This is a genomic window from Sphingomonas sp. EC-HK361 (assembly GCF_902498785.1).
Classification (GTDB): domain Bacteria; phylum Pseudomonadota; class Alphaproteobacteria; order Sphingomonadales; family Sphingomonadaceae; genus Sphingomonas.
Map to the genome: position 1 here is coordinate 187,639 of NZ_LR701492.1, position 20,358 is coordinate 207,996.

Annotated in this window: 17 protein-coding genes; 11 read left to right on the plus strand and 6 right to left on the minus strand. The window is 66.7% G+C overall.

From position 1 onward, the window contains the following. Positions 1-7 precede the first annotated feature (7 nt). Both BOS5A_RS01275 and BOS5A_RS01280 read right to left on the minus strand, forming a co-directional pair. Positions 8-736, minus strand: coding sequence for a hypothetical protein (locus tag BOS5A_RS01275; protein WP_151953401.1), 729 nt, complete (start codon positions 734-736; stop codon positions 8-10). Then, complete coding sequence (locus tag BOS5A_RS01280) at positions 736-1,944, minus strand: TIGR04063 family PEP-CTERM/XrtA system glycosyltransferase (RefSeq protein ID WP_151953402.1); 1,209 nt, start codon at positions 1,942-1,944, stop codon at positions 736-738. The genes BOS5A_RS01275 and BOS5A_RS01280 overlap by 1 nt, the downstream gene beginning before the upstream one ends. Positions 1,945-2,144: 200 nt before the next feature. Here BOS5A_RS01280 and BOS5A_RS16210 point away from each other — a divergent pair, with 200 nt between their 5' ends. Genes BOS5A_RS16210 through BOS5A_RS01290 form a run of 3 tightly spaced genes read left to right on the plus strand, consistent with a single transcriptional unit; the run spans position 2,145 to position 4,718 of the window. Further along, positions 2,145-2,279 carry a hypothetical protein gene (locus BOS5A_RS16210; RefSeq protein WP_267903799.1) on the plus strand — a complete coding sequence of 45 codons (135 nt, stop codon included), beginning with the start codon at positions 2,145-2,147 and terminating at the stop codon, positions 2,277-2,279. Positions 2,280-2,283: 4 nt separating this feature from the next. Next, on the plus strand, positions 2,284-3,639 hold the full coding sequence (locus tag BOS5A_RS01285; RefSeq protein WP_151953403.1) for a putative O-glycosylation ligase, exosortase A system-associated: 1,356 nt from the start codon (positions 2,284-2,286) through the stop codon (positions 3,637-3,639). Then, a complete protein-coding gene (locus BOS5A_RS01290) occupies positions 3,636-4,718 on the plus strand; it encodes an acyltransferase family protein (RefSeq protein WP_151953404.1) in 1,083 nt (360 codons plus the stop codon). The genes BOS5A_RS01285 and BOS5A_RS01290 overlap by 4 nt, the downstream gene beginning before the upstream one ends. Before the next feature lie 3 nt (positions 4,719-4,721). On the opposite strand, the gene BOS5A_RS01295 is transcribed toward BOS5A_RS01290, so the two are convergent. Then, on the minus strand, positions 4,722-5,285 hold the full coding sequence (locus BOS5A_RS01295; RefSeq protein WP_151953405.1) for a type 1 glutamine amidotransferase domain-containing protein: 564 nt from the start codon (positions 5,283-5,285) through the stop codon (positions 4,722-4,724). 116 nt (positions 5,286-5,401) lie between these two features. On the opposite strand from BOS5A_RS01295, the gene BOS5A_RS01300 reads away from it, so the two are divergent. Together BOS5A_RS01300 and BOS5A_RS01305 are read left to right on the plus strand one after the other, a co-directional pair. Next, a complete protein-coding gene (locus BOS5A_RS01300) occupies positions 5,402-6,406 on the plus strand; it encodes a DNA topoisomerase IB (RefSeq protein ID WP_234419144.1) in 1,005 nt (334 codons plus the stop codon). A gap of 20 nt (positions 6,407-6,426) precedes the next feature. Beyond that, positions 6,427-7,617: a mechanosensitive ion channel family protein gene (locus BOS5A_RS01305; RefSeq protein ID WP_151953407.1), complete on the plus strand. Its 1,191-nt coding sequence runs from the start codon at positions 6,427-6,429 to the stop codon at positions 7,615-7,617. Positions 7,618-7,756: 139 nt separating this feature from the next. Here the strand turns inward: BOS5A_RS01305 and putA are convergent, their stop codons facing one another. Next, positions 7,757-10,735: a bifunctional proline dehydrogenase/L-glutamate gamma-semialdehyde dehydrogenase PutA gene (gene putA / locus BOS5A_RS01310; RefSeq protein ID WP_234419152.1), complete on the minus strand. Its 2,979-nt coding sequence runs from the start codon at positions 10,733-10,735 to the stop codon at positions 7,757-7,759. A gap of 141 nt (positions 10,736-10,876) precedes the next feature. On the opposite strand from putA, the gene BOS5A_RS01315 reads away from it, so the two are divergent. From BOS5A_RS01315 to BOS5A_RS01325, 3 genes are all read left to right on the plus strand, one after another. Further along, the gene (locus BOS5A_RS01315) at positions 10,877-11,326 is read left to right on the plus strand and encodes a MaoC family dehydratase (protein WP_151953409.1); all 450 of its coding nucleotides are present in this window, start codon (positions 10,877-10,879) and stop codon (positions 11,324-11,326) included. Positions 11,327-11,480: 154 nt separating this feature from the next. Then, positions 11,481-12,659, plus strand: a complete 1,179-nt coding sequence (locus tag BOS5A_RS01320) for an acetyl-CoA C-acyltransferase (protein ID WP_151953410.1) — start codon at positions 11,481-11,483, stop codon at positions 12,657-12,659. 377 nt (positions 12,660-13,036) lie between these two features. Continuing rightward, positions 13,037-13,510, plus strand: a complete 474-nt coding sequence (locus BOS5A_RS01325) for a pyridoxamine 5'-phosphate oxidase family protein (protein WP_151953411.1) — start codon at positions 13,037-13,039, stop codon at positions 13,508-13,510. 151 nt (positions 13,511-13,661) lie between these two features. On the opposite strand, the gene BOS5A_RS01330 is transcribed toward BOS5A_RS01325, so the two are convergent. Next, positions 13,662-14,894 (minus strand): polyhydroxyalkanoate depolymerase, encoded by a 1,233-nt coding sequence (locus BOS5A_RS01330; protein WP_151953412.1) that lies wholly within the window; start codon positions 14,892-14,894, stop codon positions 13,662-13,664. Positions 14,895-15,038: 144 nt separating this feature from the next. Between BOS5A_RS01330 and BOS5A_RS01335 the strand changes: the two genes are divergently transcribed. Beyond that, positions 15,039-16,844 (plus strand): ABC transporter transmembrane domain-containing protein, encoded by a 1,806-nt coding sequence (locus BOS5A_RS01335; protein WP_151953413.1) that lies wholly within the window; start codon positions 15,039-15,041, stop codon positions 16,842-16,844. 92 nt (positions 16,845-16,936) lie between these two features. After that, a complete protein-coding gene (locus tag BOS5A_RS01340) occupies positions 16,937-18,055 on the plus strand; it encodes a CaiB/BaiF CoA transferase family protein (RefSeq protein ID WP_151953414.1) in 1,119 nt (372 codons plus the stop codon). Positions 18,056-18,130: 75 nt separating this feature from the next. Here BOS5A_RS01340 and BOS5A_RS01345 read toward each other — a convergent pair whose 3' ends face one another. Continuing rightward, positions 18,131-19,435, minus strand: a complete 1,305-nt coding sequence (locus BOS5A_RS01345; RefSeq protein WP_151953415.1) for a sugar MFS transporter — start codon at positions 19,433-19,435, stop codon at positions 18,131-18,133. Between the two features lie 155 nt (positions 19,436-19,590). Here BOS5A_RS01345 and BOS5A_RS01350 point away from each other — a divergent pair, with 155 nt between their 5' ends. Next, positions 19,591-20,349: a class II aldolase/adducin family protein gene (locus BOS5A_RS01350; protein WP_151953416.1), complete on the plus strand. Its 759-nt coding sequence runs from the start codon at positions 19,591-19,593 to the stop codon at positions 20,347-20,349. The last annotated feature ends 9 nt before the right edge of the window (positions 20,350-20,358 follow it).

Consider the following 20,358-nt stretch of genomic DNA (forward strand, 5'->3'; position numbering starts at 1 on the left):
TCAGGTTTTACTGCGCGGCGAGTCGCCGAAGCACGCCGATCGTGTCGGCGACCGAATGCCCACTGGGGCGAACCGGGCGGCCATTGGTCTTCGCCTCCAGCCGGTCGATGAGCGCGGTGAGGCTCGGGCGATCCTCCGGCACCGGCATGTCGCGGCGCAGAGGAGTGAGTTCGAACGTTTCCAGCCTTTCGGGTCGCGGCCTGGCGGCGATCGCACGCACCGGCTCTGCCGGAACCGCGGGGATCGCGCCCGGATCATAATAAGCCAGCGGCACGTCGAGATTGCGCGGCAGTGCCTGCGCGGCGGGCTGGGGCAGCGGCGCGGGCGCGGCGGCAATGACCGGATCGATCGCCGGCAGCGGCGGCCCAAGTTCCTCGCTCGCCCGGATCGGACGCCGGGCCGGCGCATCCGGGTGAACATCGGCGCGGCGCAGGACCGGCATGCTCCCCGCGCCGGCGCGGCGCGTCCAGTGGGTGCCCACCGTCAGGACGATCACCGCCCACACGACCGCAGCCATGACGGCGCCTGCGGCGATCGCCAGCGTCACGCGCCCGGTGACCCCGATCGGCGGCGCGGCGGCGGCGACCAGATCGGGCAGCCCGGCCGCATCGATCAGGGCGCCGAGGGTCGCGGCCGGGCTCGCCGCGATCCCGGCCGCGACCAGCGCGCCCGCAAAGGCGGCGCCGATGGCCGCGACGGGAAGGGTCAGGGGTGCAGTGCGGGGGTTCGCTGCCATTATTCGTCCATACGCTTGAGGCGAACGAGCCTCTGGTAAACCGGGGTGTAACGCGAAATATTTGACGACCAGTTACGCTCGGCCGCGACGAACGCCGCTGCGCGGTCGCGCCGGGAATCCCAGCCGCCGCGGTTCACGAGCAGATCGGTGAGGGCGCGGGCGATCGCTTGCGGGTCGTCGGCGGCGAACAGCGTGCCCGTCTCGCCGTCACGGACGAGTTCGCGGTGGCCACCGACATCGGACGCCGCCACCAGCCGCCGCTGCGCCATGGCTTCCAGCGGCTTCAGCGGAGTCACGAGATCGGTGAGCCGCATCCGCTTGCGCGGATAGGCCAGGATATCGACGAGGCTGTAGTAGCGCTCCACCGCGTCATGCGGCACGCGCCCGACAAAGGTTATCCGGTCCGCAACGGGCGAGGCCGCGGCTTGCGCGCGCAGCGCCGCCTCCATCGGGCCGCCGCCGACGAGCAGCAGCCGCGCCTGCGCGCGCTGCGCCACGAGCATCGGCATCGCCGCGATCAGATCGTCCAGCCCTTCATAATCGTAGAAGCTGCCGATGAAGCCGATGACCTCGCCGTCGAGGCCGAGCTGCGCCGCGAGCGCATCGTCGCGCGGCGGCGGCGCACCGAACAGCGACAGATCGACGCCATTGGGGGACACCACGATCTTGTCCGGATCGATTCCCCGCGCGATCAGATCGCCGCGCAACCCTTCGCAGATCACCGCGACCGCATCGGCACGGCGCACCGCCCATGTCTCCAGCGCGCGAGTCGTGCGGTAGCGGATCGAACCCTCGCGACCGGTGCCGTTGCCGACCGCCGCATCCTCCCAGAATGCACGGATCTCGTAGACCAGCGGCAAGCTCCGCTTCCGCGCGACCCACAACGCGGCAAGCGCATCGAGCACGGGCGAATGCGCGTGGAGGACGTCCGGGCGGAATGCCGCGACGGCCGCGTCGATCCGCCTTGCAAAGGCGCGGATTTCCGACAGTTCTCCCAGGGGTGAGGGCAGTGCGCCCGGCGGGAGGGTGCGGTGGAAGTCAATGCCATCGACGGTCTCGAACGATCGATCCACATCCCCCTGCCGTGCGCCGGTCACCGCCGCGACGGTGAGCCCGCTCGCGATCTGCGCCTTCAGGATCGCGCGCGTCCGGAACGCGTAGCCGCTGTGCAGCGGCAATCCGTGATCGAGGATGTGGAGGACGCGCATGTCGGCAGCGTCCCTGCCACGCGACTGTTTAACGCGGCGTCAACCCGGCTGGGCTTAGGCGGGGAAAAGCCCCTTCCCGTTCGGGCCGAGCCTGTCGAAGCCCTCCACTGTCTCAGCAGGAAAGGACGGCCCTTCGACAGGCTCAGGGCGAACGGCGCAGGGCACGGGAAACGGCACAGAGCACGGGAAAGGCGTTCGACATGATCGACAATCTGGCGCTCGGCCTCAGCCACGGCCTGCTCCTGCTCGCCGCCTTCCTGCTGTTGCGCCGCGACGATCTCGATCACGAATCGCGCCCCGGCGAGACGAAGCGCGCGCGCTTCGGGAAGCGCTGACCGCTTGCGCGATCTCGCCTTTATCGGATTTCTCGTCGCGCTCTTCGGGATGGGCTTCAGGAAGCCGTTCCTGTTCGTCCTCGCCTATGTCTATATCGACATCGTCTCGCCGCAGCGGCTGACCTATCTGCTGCTCAATTCGGTGCCGATCTCGCTGATCGCCGGCGCGCTCGCGATCGGCGGCTGGGCGCTGGCGGACGACAAGAGCGACGCCCGGTTCGCCCCGCGGCAGGGGATGATCCTGCTGCTGATGGCCTATTGCTTCGCGACGACGCTCGGGGCGGATTTCCCGCTGGAAGCGAAGGACAAATGGGAATGGGTGTGGAAGGCGCTGGCCTTTGCCGCCTTCCTGCCGCTGACCCTGCGCACGAAGCTTCGCATCGAATCGCTGCTGGCGTTCATGGTGCTGTCGGCGAGTTCGATCATCATCGTCGGCGGGATCAAGACGCTGGCGGGCGGCGGCGGCTATGGCCAGCTGAACCTCATGGTCGAAAACAATGCCGGGCTTTACGAGGGCAGCACGATCTCGACCGTTGCCGTCGCGATCATCCCGATCATCCTGTGGTTCAGCCGCCACGGCACCATCTTCGCGCCCGATTGGCGGGTGCGGACCTTTTGTTACGCGCTGGTCTTCGCCTGCCTGCTGATCCCGGTCGGCACATCGACGCGAACCGGCCTGGTCTGCATCGCGCTGCTCGCGGTGATGATGCTGCGCGATGTGAAGCGTCGAATGCTGTATCTCTCGGCGCTCGGGCTGGCGGGACTCTGCGCGGTGCCGCTGCTGCCGTCCGCCTTCACCGAGCGGATGGATACGATCGGCAGCTATCAGGCCGATGCCTCGGCCTCGACCCGGATCGCGGTGTGGCAATGGACCTGGGATTACGCGAAGACGCATCCCTTCGGCGGCGGGTTCGAGGCGTATCGTCAGAACCGCATCCGCTATGACACCGTCGCGGTGGTGAAGGATGGTGCCGGCGCCTCGGTCGAGCGCAATCTGCAGGTCGACCAGGGCCGCGCCTATCACAGCGCCTATTTCGAGATGCTGGGCGAGCAGGGTTATTTCGGCCTGGCGCTCTGGCTGCTCATCAACATCGCCGGCATCGTGCGGATGGAGGTGATCCGCCGCCGCTACCGCGATGCGGGCGAGACCGAACGCTGGATCGCCCCGCTCGCCAGCGCGCTCCAGCAGGGGCACATCGTCTATCTGCTGGGCGCCGCGTTCATCGCCATCGCCTTCCAGCCCTTCGTCTACATGCTGATCGGCGCGCAGATCGGACTCGACACCTATCTGGCGAGGAAGCGCAGGGAGGCCGAGGTGCGCCCGCTCCGGCGCCCCCGCGCCACCCCGCTGCCGACATGAGCATCCAAACCGAACTGCGCGGGCTGACCGGCGCGCGCGGAGTCGCTGCGTGGTTCGTGGTGCTATATCACATCCGCTACGGCATCGCCGGCCTGCCCGATCCGCTGCTGCGCATGTTCGCCAAGGGCTATCTCGCGGTCGATTTCTTCTTCCTGCTGTCGGGATTCGTGATCTGGCTCGCCTGGCACGATCGCCTGCGCGCCGCGGGTAGCGCCGGCATAGCTGTCTTTCTCCAGCGCCGCGTCGCGCGGATCTGGCCGCTCCATCTCGTCATGCTCGCCTTCGCCGTGGCGCTCGCCCTGGCGATGCTGGTGACGGGTCGCGATGCCTCGGCGGAGTTTCCGTGGCCGGAACTGCCGCTCCATATATTCCTCGTCCAGAACTGGGGGTTCACCGACAGCCTGACATGGAACGATCCCGCCTGGTCGATCAGCGCCGAGCTTTCCGCCTATCTCGCCTTCCCGCTGCTGGTGCTCGCGACCGACTGGCGCCGCTGGCCGACATGGGCGCTCATCGGCGCCGCGGCGGTCGTGCTCGGCATCCTTCATATCGTGATGGCGCGCGCCGGGGCGCCGACGCTTGGCTGGCAAATCCAGCGTTTCGGCGTGCTGCGCTGTCTGGCGGAATTCACGACGGGGTCGATCCTGTGTGCCCTATGGCTGCGCTGGCGTGACTGGCGGCCGGCACCGCTGCTGACCGGCACGGTGATGATCGCCACCGCCGGGCTTTGGGTAGCGGGCGTAGCCGAAACGGCGACGGTCCCCGCGCTGTTCGCCGCATCGCTGCTGACGCTCGCGCTGATCGACCCCATCAACCCGCTCGCGCGCCGCCTGCCCCATTATCTGGGGGAGATCAGCTACGCGACCTATCTGTCGCATTTCCTGCTCTTCGTGGTGTTCAAGCTCGTTTTCGTGACCGATCCGCGCGCGATCCCGCCGGCCTATGTCGCGCTCTATCTCGCGCTCGTGCTGACGGCTTCGATCGTGCTCTACCACGGCGTCGAGCGGCCGGCGCAGCGCTGGATCAACCGCTGGTCGCCGGTGCGGGCGCCGCATTGGTCGGGCGCCCGCACCGGCTGAGCGTCACGCCGCGGCTTCGGCGGCGATTTCGGCTTCGAGCATCTTGAGGATCGCCGCGTTGAAGGCGGGGATGTCGTCGGGCTTGCGGCTCGTGATGAGCTTTTCGTCGACCACCACTTCCTCGTCGACCACATCGGCGCCGGCATTTTCCAGATCGGTGCGCACCGATGGCCAGCTCGTCATGCGGCGCCCGTCGACGACGTCCGCCTCGACGAGCAACCACGGCGCGTGGCAGATCGCGGCGACGGGCTTGTCGTCCTCCATGAACTCCTCGACGATCGCGAGCGCGCGGTCCTGCAGGCGCATCTTGTCGGGATTGGCGACACCGCCCGGAAGCAGAAGCATGTCGAATTCCTCGGTATCGACCTCGTCCAGCGTCATGTCGGGAGTGATCGTCTTGCCCTCCTCGCTGTCATGGACGACGCCCTGGATCGCATCGGTCCTGATCGACGCTAGCTTCACCGTCGCGCCGGCGTCGAGCAGCGCCTGACGCGGTTCGAACAGCTCGGCCTCCTCGAACCCGTCGGTCGCGAGGATGAGGACTTTGGCGCGCGAAAGATCGGCCATCGGATAAGCTCCTGTCTGCGGGATTGATGCCGTCAGAACGGCCTGCGCGCGCCGGGCGTTCCGGAACGAAGCGATGGCCCGCGCATTTTTCGGGGGCGAACCGCAAGGGAGGTCCAGTGAGCGGCCGGATAGTCTATTCCGATGACAGCGAACCCGGGATCACCCGCCGCAAGGTCCGCCACGGCTGGGGCTATTGGGACGCGGAGGGCAAGCGGATCACCGACCGCGACGAGATCGACCGACTGAATGCCGTTGGCCTGCCTCCCGCCTACCGCGACGCCTGGTTCAGCCCGAAGGCGAACGGCCATATCCAGGCGGTCGGCTGGGACGAGAAGGGCCGCAAGCAATATCGCTACCACGCCGATTTCCGCGCCGCGCGCGAGGACGAGAAATACGATCTTTGCGGGGCGTTCGGTGAAAAACTTCCCAAGCTGCGCGCGCGGGTGGAGGCGGACCTGCGCCGGCGCAACATGGGCAAGGACAGCGCGGTCGCCGCCATCGTCCGCCTGCTCGATCTGGGGCATCTGCGCGTCGGCAACGAGGGCTATGCGAAGGCCAACAAGTCGTTCGGCGCCACCACGCTGCGCAACCGCCACGCGGTGCTGAAGGGCAAGACGCTGAAGCTGCAGTTCAAGGCCAAGTCCGGCAAGCTGCGCGTGCTGACCATCACCGACAATTCGCTCAGCCGCTTCGTGCGCAAATGCCAGGATCTGCCGGGCCAGCATCTGTTCCGCTGGCTGGACGATGCGGGCGAAAGCCACCCCGTCTCCTCGTCCGACGTCAACGACTATATCCGCGACGCGATGGGCGACGAATTCACCGCGAAGCATTTCCGGACCTGGGGCGCGAGCGTCGTAGCCTATGAGGCGCTGGCGAGCGCGAAGACCGACATCAGCTTGAAGACGATGCTGGAGCCCGTCGTCGAGAAATTGGGCAACACCCCCGCCATCGCGCGCAAATCCTATGTTCACCCCGCGCTCATCGCGCTTGTGAAAGACGGGCAGGCGGCGTTCCGCGCGGGGTTGAAGCTGCCACGCGCCACGCGCTACCTTGGCCGTGCCGAACGCGGCCTGATCGCCTTTCTGGAGACCGGCCAGGCGCCGCTCCGCAAGGCCGCCTGATCCAGTTTTTCGGGAACCGCATGACCGTCAAGACTACGACTGCCGCCGCCAAGACCCCGGTCATCGCGCCTGAAAAGGTGCAGGATCAGGTCAACGATCTCTACGTCGCGAGCGTTCAGTGGCTCCAGAGCCACTGGCTGCAGATCCTCGTCGGCATCGGCGTCGCGACGGGAATCGCGCTGTTGCTGTTCTGGCTGCGCGGCTTCGGGCCGAAGCTCGCGCTGCGCAGCAAGAGCGGCAAGGGGTGGCCCGCGGTCTTCGGCCGCGCGATCCAGCGGACCGGCACCTTCTTCATCATCATGCTTTCCGCGCGGCTCGTCACGCGCTTTGCCGGCGCGCCCGATCAGGTCGCGTCGACGATCAACTTCCTGTTCACGATCGCAACCGTCTTCCAGGCGGCGGTGTGGGCGCGCGAGATCATCCTCGGCGCGATCGAGCACCGCGCGCGGTCCGAACATTATGCGGGCGAGGCGCTCGTCTCGGCGATGGGGCTCATCCGGCTTCTCGTCACCTTCGTGCTGTTCGCGATCGCGCTCATCGTCGTGCTCGACAATCTGGGGGTCAACGTCACCGGCCTCGTCGCGGGCCTCGGCGTCGGCGGCATCGCGATCGGCCTGGCCGCGCAGGGCATCTTCGCCGATCTGTTCGCCGCGCTCGCGATCATCTTCGACCGGCCGTTCCGGCGCGGCGATGCCGTCAGCTACGACCAGACCTCGGGCACGGTCGAGGAGATCGGGCTGAAATCGACGCGCATCCGCGGGGTGAACGGCGAGGAGCGGATCATCTCGAACAAGCAATTGCTCGACAAGGAAATCACCAACAACACCCGCCGGGAGTTCCGCCGGACGAAATTCGTCATCGGTGTCGCCTATGAAACGCCTGCCGAGACGCTTGAGCGAATCCCCGCGCTCTTCAAGGACGTTATCGAGGGACTGGAGGGCATCTTCGTCCGCTCGGGCTTCGCCGTCTTCAACGCCTCCAGCCTCGATTTCGAGCTGGAGTTCGACAGCCCCCATCCCGATTTCCAGCACGCCTATGATCTGCGCCACAAGGTCGGCCTTGCGATCGTCAAGCGCTTCGCGGACGAAGGAATTTCGATCCCCTACCCCACGCAAACGACCTTCACCGCGGCACCTGACGGGCACTTCATCATGCCCTATGCCGATGTGCAGGCCGTCAAGCGGGTCGATCTGCGCGAGGGTGAAGCCTAAATCGTCACCCCAGCCCTTCGACTGCCCGCAAGGCAGGCGCTCAGGATAAACTTCGGCCTTGGGCCGAAGGCTGGGGTCAATGTCTGGCAGGTGTGCCACCCGATAGAGACATGGATCCCGGCCTGCGCCGGGATGACGATCAGATACCGCCCTCGTCCAGCGACAACAGGGACGCATTCCCGCCCGCACTCGTGGTATCCACCGACACCGCACGCTCGACGCAGAAGCGGTGGAGGTAATGCGGGCCGCCCGCCTTGGGGCCGGTGCCCGACAGCCCTTCGCCGCCGAACGGCTGCGAGCCGACGACCGCGCCGATCATCGACCGGTTGACGTAGAGGTTGCCGACATTGGCCGTCGCCTCCGCCACCTCGCCCGATCGCGCGATGCGGCTGTGCAGGCCCATGGTCAGCCCGTAACCCTTGGCGTTCACCAGCGCGATCGTCTCGCCAAGCTCGCCGGCCTTCCACGTCGCGACATGGAGCAGCGGCCCGAACCATTCGGCGGTCAGGTCCTCGATTCTATCGAGCCGGATAAGCGTCGGCGGGACGAAGCGCCCGTCCGCAGGCGCATCGAGCGTCTTGATCCACTGGCCCTGCGCCTGCGTGCGGTACGCCATCAACCGGTCATAGGCCGCCCGATCGATCACCGGCCCGACATCAGTCGCGGGGTCCGCCGGATCGCCGAGCGTCAGTGTCTCCATCGCGCCCTTCAGCATGGTGATGACGCCGTCTGCGACCTCCTCCTGCACCAACAACAGCCGCAGCGCCGAGCAACGCTGACCCGCCGATCGGTAAGCGGAAGTCACGACATCGGCCACGACCTGTTCTGGCAGCGCGGTCGAATCGACGATCATCGCGTTGATGCCGCCCGTCTCCGCAATCAACGGCACGATCGGACGCGCATCGTCTTCCAGCAGCGAGCGCGCGATCTTGCGTGCCGTCGCGGTCGATCCGGTGAAGGCGACCCCCATGATGCGCGGGTCGGCGGTCAGCGCCGCGCCGACCTCGGGACCGCCGGGGACAAGGATTAGCGCGTCCTCGGGGATGCCCGCCTCATGCGCGAGCCCGACCGCATAGCCGGCGATCGCCGGCGTCTGCGGCGCGGGCTTGGCGACGACGGTGTTGCCGGTGACAAGCGCCGCCACCGTCTGGCCGAGGAAGATTGCGAGCGGGAAGTTCCACGGTGCGATCGTCGCCCACACCCCGCGCCCTTCGAAGCGCAGCGTGTTGCGCTCGCCCGTCGGGCCGGGGAGTTCGATCGGCACCAGCCCGCGCCGCGCCTGCATCGCATAATAGCGGCAGAAATCGGCGGCCTCGCGCACTTCGCCCAGCGCGTCGGGGATGGTCTTGAACGCTTCCTGCACGCAGATCGCCATCAGCGCGTCGCGGCGCTGTTCGAGGAGATCGGCGAGGCGATCGAGGCAATTGGCGCGCTCTTCGATGGGAGTGGATGACCAGGCAGGGAAGGCGGCGTGCGCGCGGGAGATCGCTTCCCTCACATCGGCACCACCCCGGCGAAGGCCGGGGCCCAGTTGCGGACGGCCCGATGCTGGGCCCCGGCCTTCGCCGGGGTGGCGGGAAACTGTGCCGGCCACCTCGCGCAACACATCCCGATCCGCCAGATCGATGCCCATCGAATTGCGGTGCCCGTCCGCCTGCGCAAACAGATCGACCGGCAGCGGAATGCTCGGGTGCCGCGTCCCCCCGACCGCAGCGATCTTCGCGACGGGATCGGCGAGAATCTCCGCCTCGCTCAGCCGCTCGTCCGCCAGCTGGTGGACGAAGCTGGAATTGGCGCCGTTCTCCAGCAGCCGTCGGACGAGATACGCCAGCAGGTCGCGGTGGCCGCCGACCGGCGCATAGATGCGGCAGTGATAGCCATGCTCGCGCACCAGCCGCTCATACAGGCCTTCCCCCATGCCGTGGAGCCGCTGGAACTCGAAGTCGCGGGAATTGCCCGCCCATTCCATGATCGTCGCGACGGTCAGCGCGTTGTGGCTGGCAAAGGCCGGCCGGATGTTCGGCGCATCAAGCATGTCGCGCGACACCGCCAGATACGACACGTCGGTCGCCGCCTTGCGGGTGAAGAGCGGGTAGTCGGACAGCCCCTCGACCTGGGTGCGCTTGATCTCGCTGTCCCAATAGGCGCCCTTGACCAGCCGCACGTTCATCACCCGGCCGAGGTCGTTCGCCCACGCGACGACCGGCCGCGCGCGCTTGCCATACGCCTGCACCGCCATGCCGAAACCGTCCCAGCCCTTCAGCGACGGCAGCGCGGCGACCGCACCGATGATGTCGAGGCTCATCTCCAGCCGCTCGGACTCCTCGGCGTCGACGGTCAGCGCGATTCCCTTGCCCGCGGCCTGCACCGCCAGCGCCTCCAGCATGCCGGTGAGCGCCGGCACGCACTCGTCCCACTTCGCGACCTCGTAGCGCGGGTGGAGCGCAGAGAGCTTGACCGAGATCGAATGCCCCGCCGCCGGATCGCGCCCCACCGCCTCGATGGCATCGGCGTAGGATCGCAGATAGCGCTCGGCATCCTCGTGCGTCCGCGCGGCCTCGCCCAGCATGTCGAAGCTCGCGGTGAAGCCGCGATGCTCAGGCTTCTTCATCCGCCGCATCGCCTCTTCGATGGTGCGACCCATGACAAAAATCTCGCCCATCATCCGCATCGCAGCACCGACCGCCTGCCGCACGAACGGCTCGCCAGCCCGCGCGATCAATCGCTTGAGCGGCCCGGCCTCCCCCTCGCCGACCAGCACGCGGCCGACGACGAGGCCCCAGGTCGCCGAGTTGACGAGCTTGGACGCCGACTTGCCGGTATGGGCGCGCCAGTCCGCGTCGCCCAGCTTGTCCGCGATCAGCAGGTCGGCGGTTTCCGGATCGGGCACGCGCAGGAACGCCTCGGCCAGCGACAGCAGCGCGACGCCTTCCGACGAATTGAGCCGATATTCCTGAAGGAACTGGTTCACCCAGCCCTTGCCCTGTGCCGCGCGCAGATCGGCGAGCAGCCCGGCGGCATGGCCCATCACGCGCTCCCGCGATTCGGCGGTCATCGCTGCGCGGTCCAGAAGCGGCTTTAGAACATCGGGTTCGCTCGCGCGGTGGAGCTTCGCCATCATTGCGCGAGGGGCGGACGTTACGGCACTGGCCATGTTCAAGCTTTCGGTCGGCAAAGGGTTGCGAGGGCGGGCTGCCCCCGCCTACAGGGATGCGGAGCGCTTAGCGCGGATGAGGCTGGAAAGGGAATCCCCGGGGCGATGACCGCAGACGAGATGAAGGCCGCGATCGGCAAGGAAAGCGTGTCCGACTGGATCGAGGTCACGCAAGCGATGATCGACACGTTCGCCGATGCGACCGGCGACCACCAGTTCATCCATGTCGACCCCGAGCGCGCCAAGCTGACCCCGTTCGGCACGACGATCGCGCACGGCTTCCTGACGTTGTCGCTCCTGCCGCAGATCGCGATGAAGACACAAGACGCGCCACGGCTCGACGGGGTGAAGATGGGCGTCAATTACGGCGGTAACAAAGTCCGCTTCCTCGCGCCGGTGCCGTCAGGATCGAACATCCGTGGCCGATCGAAGATCACCGAGTTCGAGGAAAAGCGCCCCGGACAGTTCCAGTATACGACCGAAACGACGATCGAGATCGAGGGCTCCGACAAGCCCGCGATGATCGCCGAATGGATCACCCAGGTTTTCGTCTGAACTTCTCCCCTCCCTGCAAGGGAGGGGCCGGGGGTGGGTCGCGAGCGCAGTGAGCGTCCGGCATCAGTCCCAAGCGTAACCGCCGACGCTGACGCGTCGGCACCCACCCCCAACCCCTCCCTTGCAGGGAGGGGAGCAAAAGCGAGGCTAACCCATGCGTTCCGCCGTCATCGTCTCCACCGCCCGCACCCCGATCGGCCGCGCCTATCGCGGGGCATTCAACAACCTCCCCTCCCCGACGCTCGCGAGCCACGCGATCAAGGCCGCGGTGGAACGCGCGAAGATCGACGGCGCCGAGGTGCAGGATGTCGTCTTCGGCGCGGCACTCCAGCAGGGCGTCCAGGCCGGCAACATCGCGCGCACCGCTCTGCTTCGTGCGGGCCTGCCGACGAGCGTGTCGGGCATGTCGGTCGATCGCCAGTGCGCCTCCGGACTGATGGCGATCGCGACCGCGGCCAAGCAGGTGATCGTCGACAATATGGACGTATGCGTCGGCGGCGGTGTCGATAGCATCAGCCTCGTGCAGACGCCCGAAATGCGCGTCGCGCCCGACCGCGAGCTGCTGGCGATGCACAAGGATATCTACATGCCGATGCTCCAGACCGCGGAGGTCGTCGCCAAGCGCTATGGCATCAGCCGCGATGCGATGGACGAATATGGCTACCAGTCGCAGATGCGCACCGCCGCCGCACAGGCCGCGGGCAAGTTCGATGACGAGATCGTCCCCGTCACCGCGACGATGGCGATCGTCGACAAGGAAACGAAGGCAGTCTCTCACAAGGAGGTGACGCTCGCGAAGGACGAGGGCAACCGCGCCGACACGACGCTGGAAGGGCTCAAGGGTCTGAAGGCCGTGCTCGGCCCCGAGATGACGATCACCGCCGGCAACGCCTCGCAGCTATCGGACGGCGCGTCGGCGAGCGTGCTGATGGAAGAGTCAGTTGCGGCAAAGAAGGGCCTGACTCCGCTCGGCCGCTATGTCGGCATGGCGGTCGCGGGCACCGAACCCGACGAGATGGGCATCGGCCCGGTCTTCGCGATCCCGAAGCTGCTCGAACGCAACGGCTTGAAGATGGACGATATCGGCCTGTGGGAATTGAACGAGGCCTTCGCGGTGCAGGTGCTCTACTGCCGCGACAAGCTCGGCATTCCGGACGAGCTGCTGAACGTCAACGGCGGCGCGATCTCGATCGGCCATCCTTACGGTATGTCCGGCGCGCGCATGACCGGCCACGCGCTCATTGAGGGCAAGCGCCGCGGGGCGAAATATGTCGTCGTGACGATGTGCGTCGGCGGCGGCATGGGCGCGGCCGGGTTGTTCGAGGTGCTTTGAGGTTGAAAATCGTAAGTTTGTCGCTTACAACGATATCGCAACGCTCATTGGTATTCCTTTGAGATCTGAACCCCGGCCGTGCCAGCGGTCGGGGTTCTTTGCATTCGGGGCTCAGCTGCCAGGCCGAGCCCCTCCTGTGTGTCGATTACTTGGTGCGTTTCGCGATCTCGACCGCAAGGGCCGCGAACGCGATCATCACGCCAAGGATCGAACACAAGTCTGCAACGCTCATCGTTTCTCCTTTGATTAGGCAGCGAAATTGCTGCCGCACATAGGGTTAGCAGAACTGTTGCAGATTGTTACCGCCGTCAGATACCGCGCAACCAACCGCCGCGCTCCTCGTTTTCGGATCAGTCATTCACCGCCGGAGATTTGCCGTGGCCGATCAGGATATCGCCGAAACCTTTCTTTCGAAGCTGAAGTCCAGCCCCTTCGTCATGGTCGGATTGACCGGCACCGGCGAGCATAGCGAGCCGCTGACCGCGCAGATCGACGATACCAAGCCGAACGCGCTGTTCTTCTTCGTCGGCCGCGACAACCGCGCGATCGGCGGCGGCGACGCGATGGTGCAGTTCGCGGCCAAGGGGCACGACTTCTTCGCCTGCCTCCACGGCCAGATTTCGCAGGACAATGACCGCGCGCAGATCGATACGCTGTGGAACAGGCAGGTCGAGGCCTGGTTTCCCGGCGGCAAGGACGATCCCAACCTCGCGCTGCTGCGCTTCGACGTGGATTCGGCGGAACTCTGGGAAACCGACATGTCGCTGTCGGGCAAGGTCAAGATGCTGTTCGGCGGCAAGATCGAGGGCGACGAGGAAGGAAATCACGCGGTCGTCGGGTCGCTGGGCTGAAGTAGCCCACGTTCGATCACTAACGTCACCCCGGCCCCTTCGGTGAAGCTCGGGACAGGCTCGAGCCGGGGGTCCTGCTTCCCTGCGATTTAGCGGGACTCCGGATCAGGTCCGGGGTGATGGTGAGGCTGTGGGCGGGTGCCAAACACCGTCATCCGTTTACCCTGATCCAGTCCTCGACGACCGGCGCGATCTTCGTGCGCCATTTCGAGCCGTTGAAGATGCCGTAATGTCCGGCGCCCTCGGCAAGCAGATACTTCTTTTTAGCAGCTGGCAGCTTCGGCGCGAGCGTCAGCGCGGCCTTTGTCTGGCCGACGCCTGAAATGTCGTCGCGTTCGCCTTCGATCGCGAGCAGCGCGATGTCGGTGATGGCCGCAGGATCGACCGGGCGACCGCGGTGAGTCATCGTGCCATTGGGCAAGGCGTGAGTCTGGAACACGAGATCGACCGTCTGGAGGTAGAACTCCGCCGTCATGTCGCAGACCGCGCGATACTCGTCGTAGAAATCCTTGGTCGCGTCCGCACTCTCGCCATCGCCCTGGACGAGATGTTTGAACATCTCCCAATGGCTCGTCATGTGATTGCCGAGGTTCATCGACATGAAGCCGGCAAGCTGGAGGAATCCCGGATACACCTTGCGCCCACCGCCCGGATACATGGCCGGCACCGTCGCGATGACGTTCTGCTGGAACCAGGCATGCGGCCGTTCGGTCGCGAGCGTGTTGACCGCGGTCGGCGCCTCGCGCGTGTCGATCGGGCCGCCCATGAGCGTCAGCGTCTTCGGCCGGCAGGGATTCTTGTCGGCGCTCATGATCGCCGCAGCGGCATAGCAGGGCACCGACGGCTGGCAGACGGCAAGCATGTGCGTGCCGCCCGCATCCGTATTGGGACCCATCACCTCCAGGAACGCGACGATATAGTCGATATAATCGTCCAGATCGAAACGCCCGTCGGCCAGCGGCACCAGCTTTGCATCGCGCCAGTCGGTGATGTAGACGTCCGCGGTCGGCAGCATCCGCTCGACCGTCCCGCGCAGCAGCGTGGCGTAGTGGCCCGACATCGGGGCGACGATTAGCAGCCTGGGGCCGCCTTCCACGCCGTCACGCACGAAGCGCTTCAACTGCCCGAATGGCTTTTGCAGCACCACCTCTTCCCGCACCGCGACTTCGCGGCCATCGACGGTGGTCGTCGTCAGCCCGAACACCGGCTTGCCGCGCGGCGCGCTTGCGTGCGCGAACACCTCGAGCGCGGAGGCGAGGACCGAACCGCCGCCATAATAGGAAAACGGGTTTGCCGGGTTGCTGAGCAGGCCGGCGCCGAAATTGGCCATCGCACTCGCGCCGGCAAGCATCGATCGCTGCATTTCATAGGCATCGTAGAGCATCAGGTATCCTGTAACGCCAAATCCTTGCCACCATCGTAACGCGTTTCGGGGTAGTGACAACGGTATCAACGTTGCAACGCAGCAATCGGGCCCGCGTGGTGGCCGTTGAGCCACAGGTGCGCGGCTGCTAGATCGCGACACGACATGGCCGACACCGCACCCGCCGCCCGCCCCGAATCTTCCGAAGCGGCGGAGGCGAAGCCGCCGCGCCGGCTCGGCAATCTCGCCATCGTCTGGCACACCGCCAAACGCTATCCCCGCCAGATCGCCTTAGCCTGGGGCGCCTTGCTGACGACGTCGGCGGCCACCATTGCGATTCCCTATGGCTTCAAGCGCGTGATCGACCGCGGCTTCGGCCCCGGCGGCGGCGGCGATGTCGGCACGTCGTTCCACTATCTGCTCATGATCGTCGTCGTCCTCGCCATCGCGACCGCGATCCGCTTCTATTACGTCTCCTGGCTGGGCGAGCGGGTCGTCGCCGATATCCGGCTCAAGGTGCAGCGCCACCTGCTGACCCTCGCACCGCGCTTCTTCGAGGAGAACCGCCCGTCGGAGATCGCCTCGCGGCTCACCTCCGACACCGCGCTGATCGAACAGGTCGTCGGCACCACCGTCTCGGTCGCGCTGCGCAATCTGTTCACCGGGGTCGGCGGGCTGATCTACCTCTTCGCGATCTCGCCCAAGCTTGCCGGGCTGCTGGTGCTTGGCATCCCGCTGATCATCGCGCCGATCGCGCTGCTCGGCCGGCGGGTGCGCAACCTGTCGCGCACCTCGCAGGACCGCATCGCCGATGTCGGCAGCCTTGCGACCGAAACGCTCGGCGCAATGAAGATCGTCCAGGCATTCGGGCAGGAAGACCGCGAGGCTGCCCGCTTCGACGCCGCGGTCAGCGCGACCTTCGCCGCCGCCAAGCGCCGGATCGCGATCCGCGCGTTCATGACCGCGATCGTCATCGGGCTGATGTTCGGATCGATCACGCTGGTGTTGTGGGAGGGCGCGATCGACGTCGCCGCCGGGCGCATCACCGGCGGTGCGATCGCCGCGTTCGTGCTGACCGGCGGTATCGTCGCTGGCGCATTCGGGGCGCTGACCGAGGTGTACGGCGACCTGCTGCGCGGGGCCGGCGCGGCGGGGCGCCTCGCCGATCTGCTCGCCGAACGCTCCGAGATCGCGGTGCCCGCCCATCCGATCGCGCTCCCGGCGCCCGCCGTTGGACGGCTGGCGTTCGAGCATGTCGAGTTCCGCTATCCGACCCGGCCCGAAGTCGCGGCGCTGCACGACTTCTCGCTGACCGTATCCCCCGGCGAAACCGTCGCAGTCGTCGGCCCTTCGGGCGCCGGCAAGACGACGCTCTTCCAGCTCATCCAGCGCTTCTACGACCCCGCCGCCGGTCGCCTGACGATGGACGGCATCGACCTGCGCGACGCCGATCCCGCCGCGATCCGTGCGCGCATCGCGATGGTGCCGCAGGAAACCGTGATCTTCGGCGCCTCAGCCCGCGACAATCTGCGCTACGGCCACTGGGAGGCGAGCGACGAACAGCTATGGGCCGCGGCCGAGGCGGCCAATGCGGCAGGCTTCCTGCGCGAGTTGCCGCAAGGCCTCGACACTTTCCTCGGCGAAGGCGGCGCGCGCCTGTCGGGCGGCCAGCGCCAACGCGTGGCGATCGCGCGCGCGTTGCTGCGCGATGCGCCGGTCCTGCTGCTGGACGAGGCGACGAGCGCGCTCGATGCGGAGAGCGAACGGCTGGTCCAGCAAGCGCTCGAACGGTTGATGACGAGCCGAACGACCCTCGTCATCGCCCACCGCCTTGCCACCGTCCGCGCGGCGCAGCGGATCATCGTCATGGACGGCGGCCGCATCGTCGAAGACGGCAACCACGCCGCACTGATGGCCAGGAGCGGCCTCTACGCGCGGCTCGCAAGCTTGCAATTCAGCGAAGCAGCCTGAGCGAACACCGCATTCCATAACTTTTGTCATGCCACGCTTGCGATCGCGGCATGGTTCGCCTTACGCCTGTTGCCTCAACAGGAGCGCACGGCATGGCCAACCCACCGCTGACCGGACTTCGCATCGTGGAAATGGCGGGGATTGGCCCGGGTCCCTTCGCGGGAATGATGCTTGCCGATCACGGCGCAGAGGTGATCCGGATCGACCGGCCGGCGAAGGGCGGGATCACGATCGACGCGAAAGACCCGCTGCTTCGGTCACGCAGGTCGATCGCGCTCGACCTGAAGCGCCCCGAGAGCATCGCGGCGGTGCGGCGGATCGTGGCGGGCGCGGATGGGCTGATCGAGGGGTTTCGCCCCGGCGTCATGGAGCGGCTGGGGCTCGGGCCGGACGTGCTGATCGGGGAGAACCCGCGACTCGTCTATGGCCGGATGACCGGCTGGGGGCAGACGGGTCCGATGGCGCAAGAGCCCGGCCACGACATCAACTATATCGCGATCTCGGGCGCGCTCCACGCCTATGGCCGCGCGGGCGAGCAGCCGACCCCGCCGATCAACATGGTCGGTGATTTCGGCGGCGGCGCGATGATGCTTGCGTTCGGGATGCTGGCGGCGATTCTCGATGCGCAGCGCACCGGGCGCGGACAAGTCGTCGATGCGGCGATGACCGATGGCTCGGCGCTGCTGATGAGCATGATCTGGGGGTTTCGCGGCATGGGGCGCTGGACGGGCGCGCGCGGCACGAACCTGCTGGATACCGGCGCGCATTTCTATGACACCTATGAAACCGCGGACGGGAAATGGGTGTCGCTCGGCGCGATCGAGCCGCAATTCTATGCCGCGTTGCGCGGCGTGATGGGGCTCGATGAGACGAAGTGGGATGCGCAGTTCGATCCGCGCGGCTGGGTGGGGCTGAAGGCCGAGCTCGCCGACAGGTTCCGGACCCGGACGCGCGACGCCTGGGTCGCGGCGTTCGCGGGGCATGACGTGTGCTTCGCCCCCGTCCTCGATTTCGACGAAGCGCTTGTCGATCCGCACAATGTGGCGCGCGCGACGTTCGTCGAGGCTGGCGGCGTCACGCAACCTGCGCCGGCGCCGCGCTATTCGAAAAGTGAGACGGTGGACCCCGTCATGGCTGGCGAACGCAACGACCGCGAGGTGTTGCGCGGCTTGGGATTCACGGACGAGGAAGCGGCGGCGCTAGGCCATTAAGGGCAGAAATGTATCCCCGCGGAGGCGGGGATCCAGTCTGGGCTCCCGCCTTCGCGGGAGCACATCCTCTCCCGTTCACCCCACCGCCAGAACCTCAGGCGCCGGCCGCCGCGCATAGATTCCGTAGGCGAGGATCATCGCGTAACACAGCGCCGGCAGCAGCAGTGCGAAATGCAGGCTGCCGCTCGTGTCGGCGAGCATCCCCGTCAGTGGGGGGATGATCGCGCCGCCAACGATCGCGGTCGCGATGACGCCCGATCCTTCGGCCGTCCGCTTGCCGAGTCCTTCGGAAGCAAGCGCGAAGATCGTCGGGAACATGATCGAGTTGCACAGTCCGATCGCCAGCAGCGACCAGCCCGATACCGCCCCAGCGGTATTCGCCGAAATCAGGATGAGTGCGATCGACCCGGTCGCGACCGCGGCGAGCACCTTGCCCGGCGAGACGCGCGACAGGACATAGGCGCCGATGAACCGCCCGACGAGCGCGCCGCCCCAGTAGAAGGGCACGTGCTTGCCAGCGGCCTGATCGGTCAGCCCCATCACGCCCGGCTGCATGAGGTAGTTCACGATGAGCGAGCCGATCGCGACCTCTGCGCCGACATAGAGGAAGATGCACGCCGCCCCCATGCCGAAGCGCGGGCGGCCGAGCAGATCGAATGCCTTCAGGATGCTGCCGCTCTGCGACTGTTCCTCGTTCAGGCGGTTGCGCCGCGTCCAAACGACGGCAGCGACGATCGCGAGCGCGATGGCGAGGCCGATATAGGTGTGGACGACCGTCTTCGTCTCCGCCGCGCGATAGGCGTCGAGCGCCGCGCCGGTCAGCTTCGACGCATCGACCGTGGCAAGCCCGCCCAGGATCAGCACCGATCCGACGTAGGGGAAGATCGTCGTGCCGAGCGAGTTGAACGCCTGTGCGAAGGTCAGGCGGCTATGCGCCGTCTTGGGCTTACCGAGCAGCGAGATCAGCGGGTTGGCGACGACCTGGACGATGGTGATGCCTGCCGCCAGCACGAACAGCGCGAAGAGGAACACGCCGAACGTCGCCGAGGCCGAGGCCGGAATGAACAGCAGGCAGCCCGCCATCATCATCAGCAACCCGATCACTGCCGATCGCATATATCCCGCCCGCCGCACGATCGCCGCTGCCGGGATCGAGACGATGGCATAGGCCGCGAAGAACGCCGACTGGACGAGCAGCGCCTGCGCGTAATTGAGCGTGAACAGCTCTTTCAGCTTGGGAATGATGACGTCGTTCAGGCTGGTGATGCCGCCGAAGATGAAGAACAGCGCGAAGACGAAGACGCGCAGGTCGGGGGCGTCATAGCCATGCGCGGCATCGCCCGCCGCGGCCTCGGTGGTGTGGGTGGAATCGACGTGCATGCCCAGAACTGACCCCTCTCGAATATTATGGAACCGGTTTAGAGCCGCCAACGACACAAATGGCAATGCAGATTGCGCGGAAACCGGGCGGGGCGTTTGCGCTCGGCATTCGCCGTCGCCTATAGTTGTCGGCAAATCGAACAAGGAGAGAGCCAGTGGCCACCGCCCTACGCAATGCGCAGATGTCCGCCTCTGAATGGGAGGCGCGCCAGCAGCTCGCCGCCTGCTACCGCGTGTTCGACATGCTCGGCTGGTCGGAGATGATCTACAACCACATCACGGTGAAGCTGGAGGACGAGGACGGCGCGTTTCTCATCAACCCGTTCGGGCTGCATTTCAGCGAGGTCACCGCCTCCAGCCTCGTCAAGATCGACATCGACGGCAACAAGCTCGACGACTGCCCCTACCCGGTCAACCGCGCCGGCTTCGTCCAGCACGCGCTGTTCCACCGGCATTTGCCCGACGCGCACTGCATCATGCACACGCACACGACCGCGGGGATGGCGGTGAGCTCGGTCGAGGGCGGATTGCAGCCGGTCAATTTCTACGCGTGCAATTTCGCGGGGCAGATCGCCTATCACGATTTCGAGGGCGTGACGGTGCGCGACGAGGAGGGCGAGCGACTGCTCGCGCACCTCGGCAGCAAGCGCGCGATGCTGCTGAAGAACCACGGTATCCTGGTGATGGGCAAGACGCTGCCCGAGGCGTTCATCAAGCATTGGTCGCTCCAGCGCGCATGCGAGATACAGGTCGCGACAATGAGCATGGGCAAGCCGCTGGTCGTGGCGGACGAGGTCATCGCGGTGCATCAGCGCGACCTCTACATGGCGCAGGCAAGCACGAAGCCCGGCGAGGCGGATTTCGCGGCGATGGTCAGGAAGGTCGACAAGATCGACACGAGCTGGCGCGACTGACCCTTTCGT

Coding starts and splice junctions, on each gene's coding strand:
- BOS5A_RS01275 (WP_151953401.1), bottom strand. CDS start 736: ATGGCAGCGAACCCCCGCACTGCACCCCTGACCCTTCCCGTCGCGGCC.
- BOS5A_RS01345 (WP_151953415.1), bottom strand. CDS start 19,435: ATGCACGTCGATTCCACCCACACCACCGAGGCCGCGGCGGGCGATGCC.
- BOS5A_RS01280 (WP_151953402.1), bottom strand. CDS start 1,944: ATGCGCGTCCTCCACATCCTCGATCACGGATTGCCGCTGCACAGCGGC.
- BOS5A_RS01330 (WP_151953412.1), bottom strand. CDS start 14,894: ATGCTCTACGATGCCTATGAAATGCAGCGATCGATGCTTGCCGGCGCG.
- BOS5A_RS01305 (WP_151953407.1), top strand. CDS start 6,427: ATGACCGTCAAGACTACGACTGCCGCCGCCAAGACCCCGGTCATCGCG.
- BOS5A_RS01340 (WP_151953414.1), top strand. CDS start 16,937: ATGGCCAACCCACCGCTGACCGGACTTCGCATCGTGGAAATGGCGGGG.
- BOS5A_RS01315 (WP_151953409.1), top strand. CDS start 10,877: ATGACCGCAGACGAGATGAAGGCCGCGATCGGCAAGGAAAGCGTGTCC.
- BOS5A_RS16210 (WP_267903799.1), top strand. CDS start 2,145: ATGATCGACAATCTGGCGCTCGGCCTCAGCCACGGCCTGCTCCTGCTC.
- BOS5A_RS01335 (WP_151953413.1), top strand. CDS start 15,039: ATGGCCGACACCGCACCCGCCGCCCGCCCCGAATCTTCCGAAGCGGCG.
- BOS5A_RS01295 (WP_151953405.1), bottom strand. CDS start 5,285: ATGGCCGATCTTTCGCGCGCCAAAGTCCTCATCCTCGCGACCGACGGG.
- putA (WP_234419152.1), bottom strand. CDS start 10,735: ATGGCGAAGCTCCACCGCGCGAGCGAACCCGATGTTCTAAAGCCGCTT.
- BOS5A_RS01290 (WP_151953404.1), top strand. CDS start 3,636: ATGAGCATCCAAACCGAACTGCGCGGGCTGACCGGCGCGCGCGGAGTC.
- BOS5A_RS01320 (WP_151953410.1), top strand. CDS start 11,481: ATGCGTTCCGCCGTCATCGTCTCCACCGCCCGCACCCCGATCGGCCGC.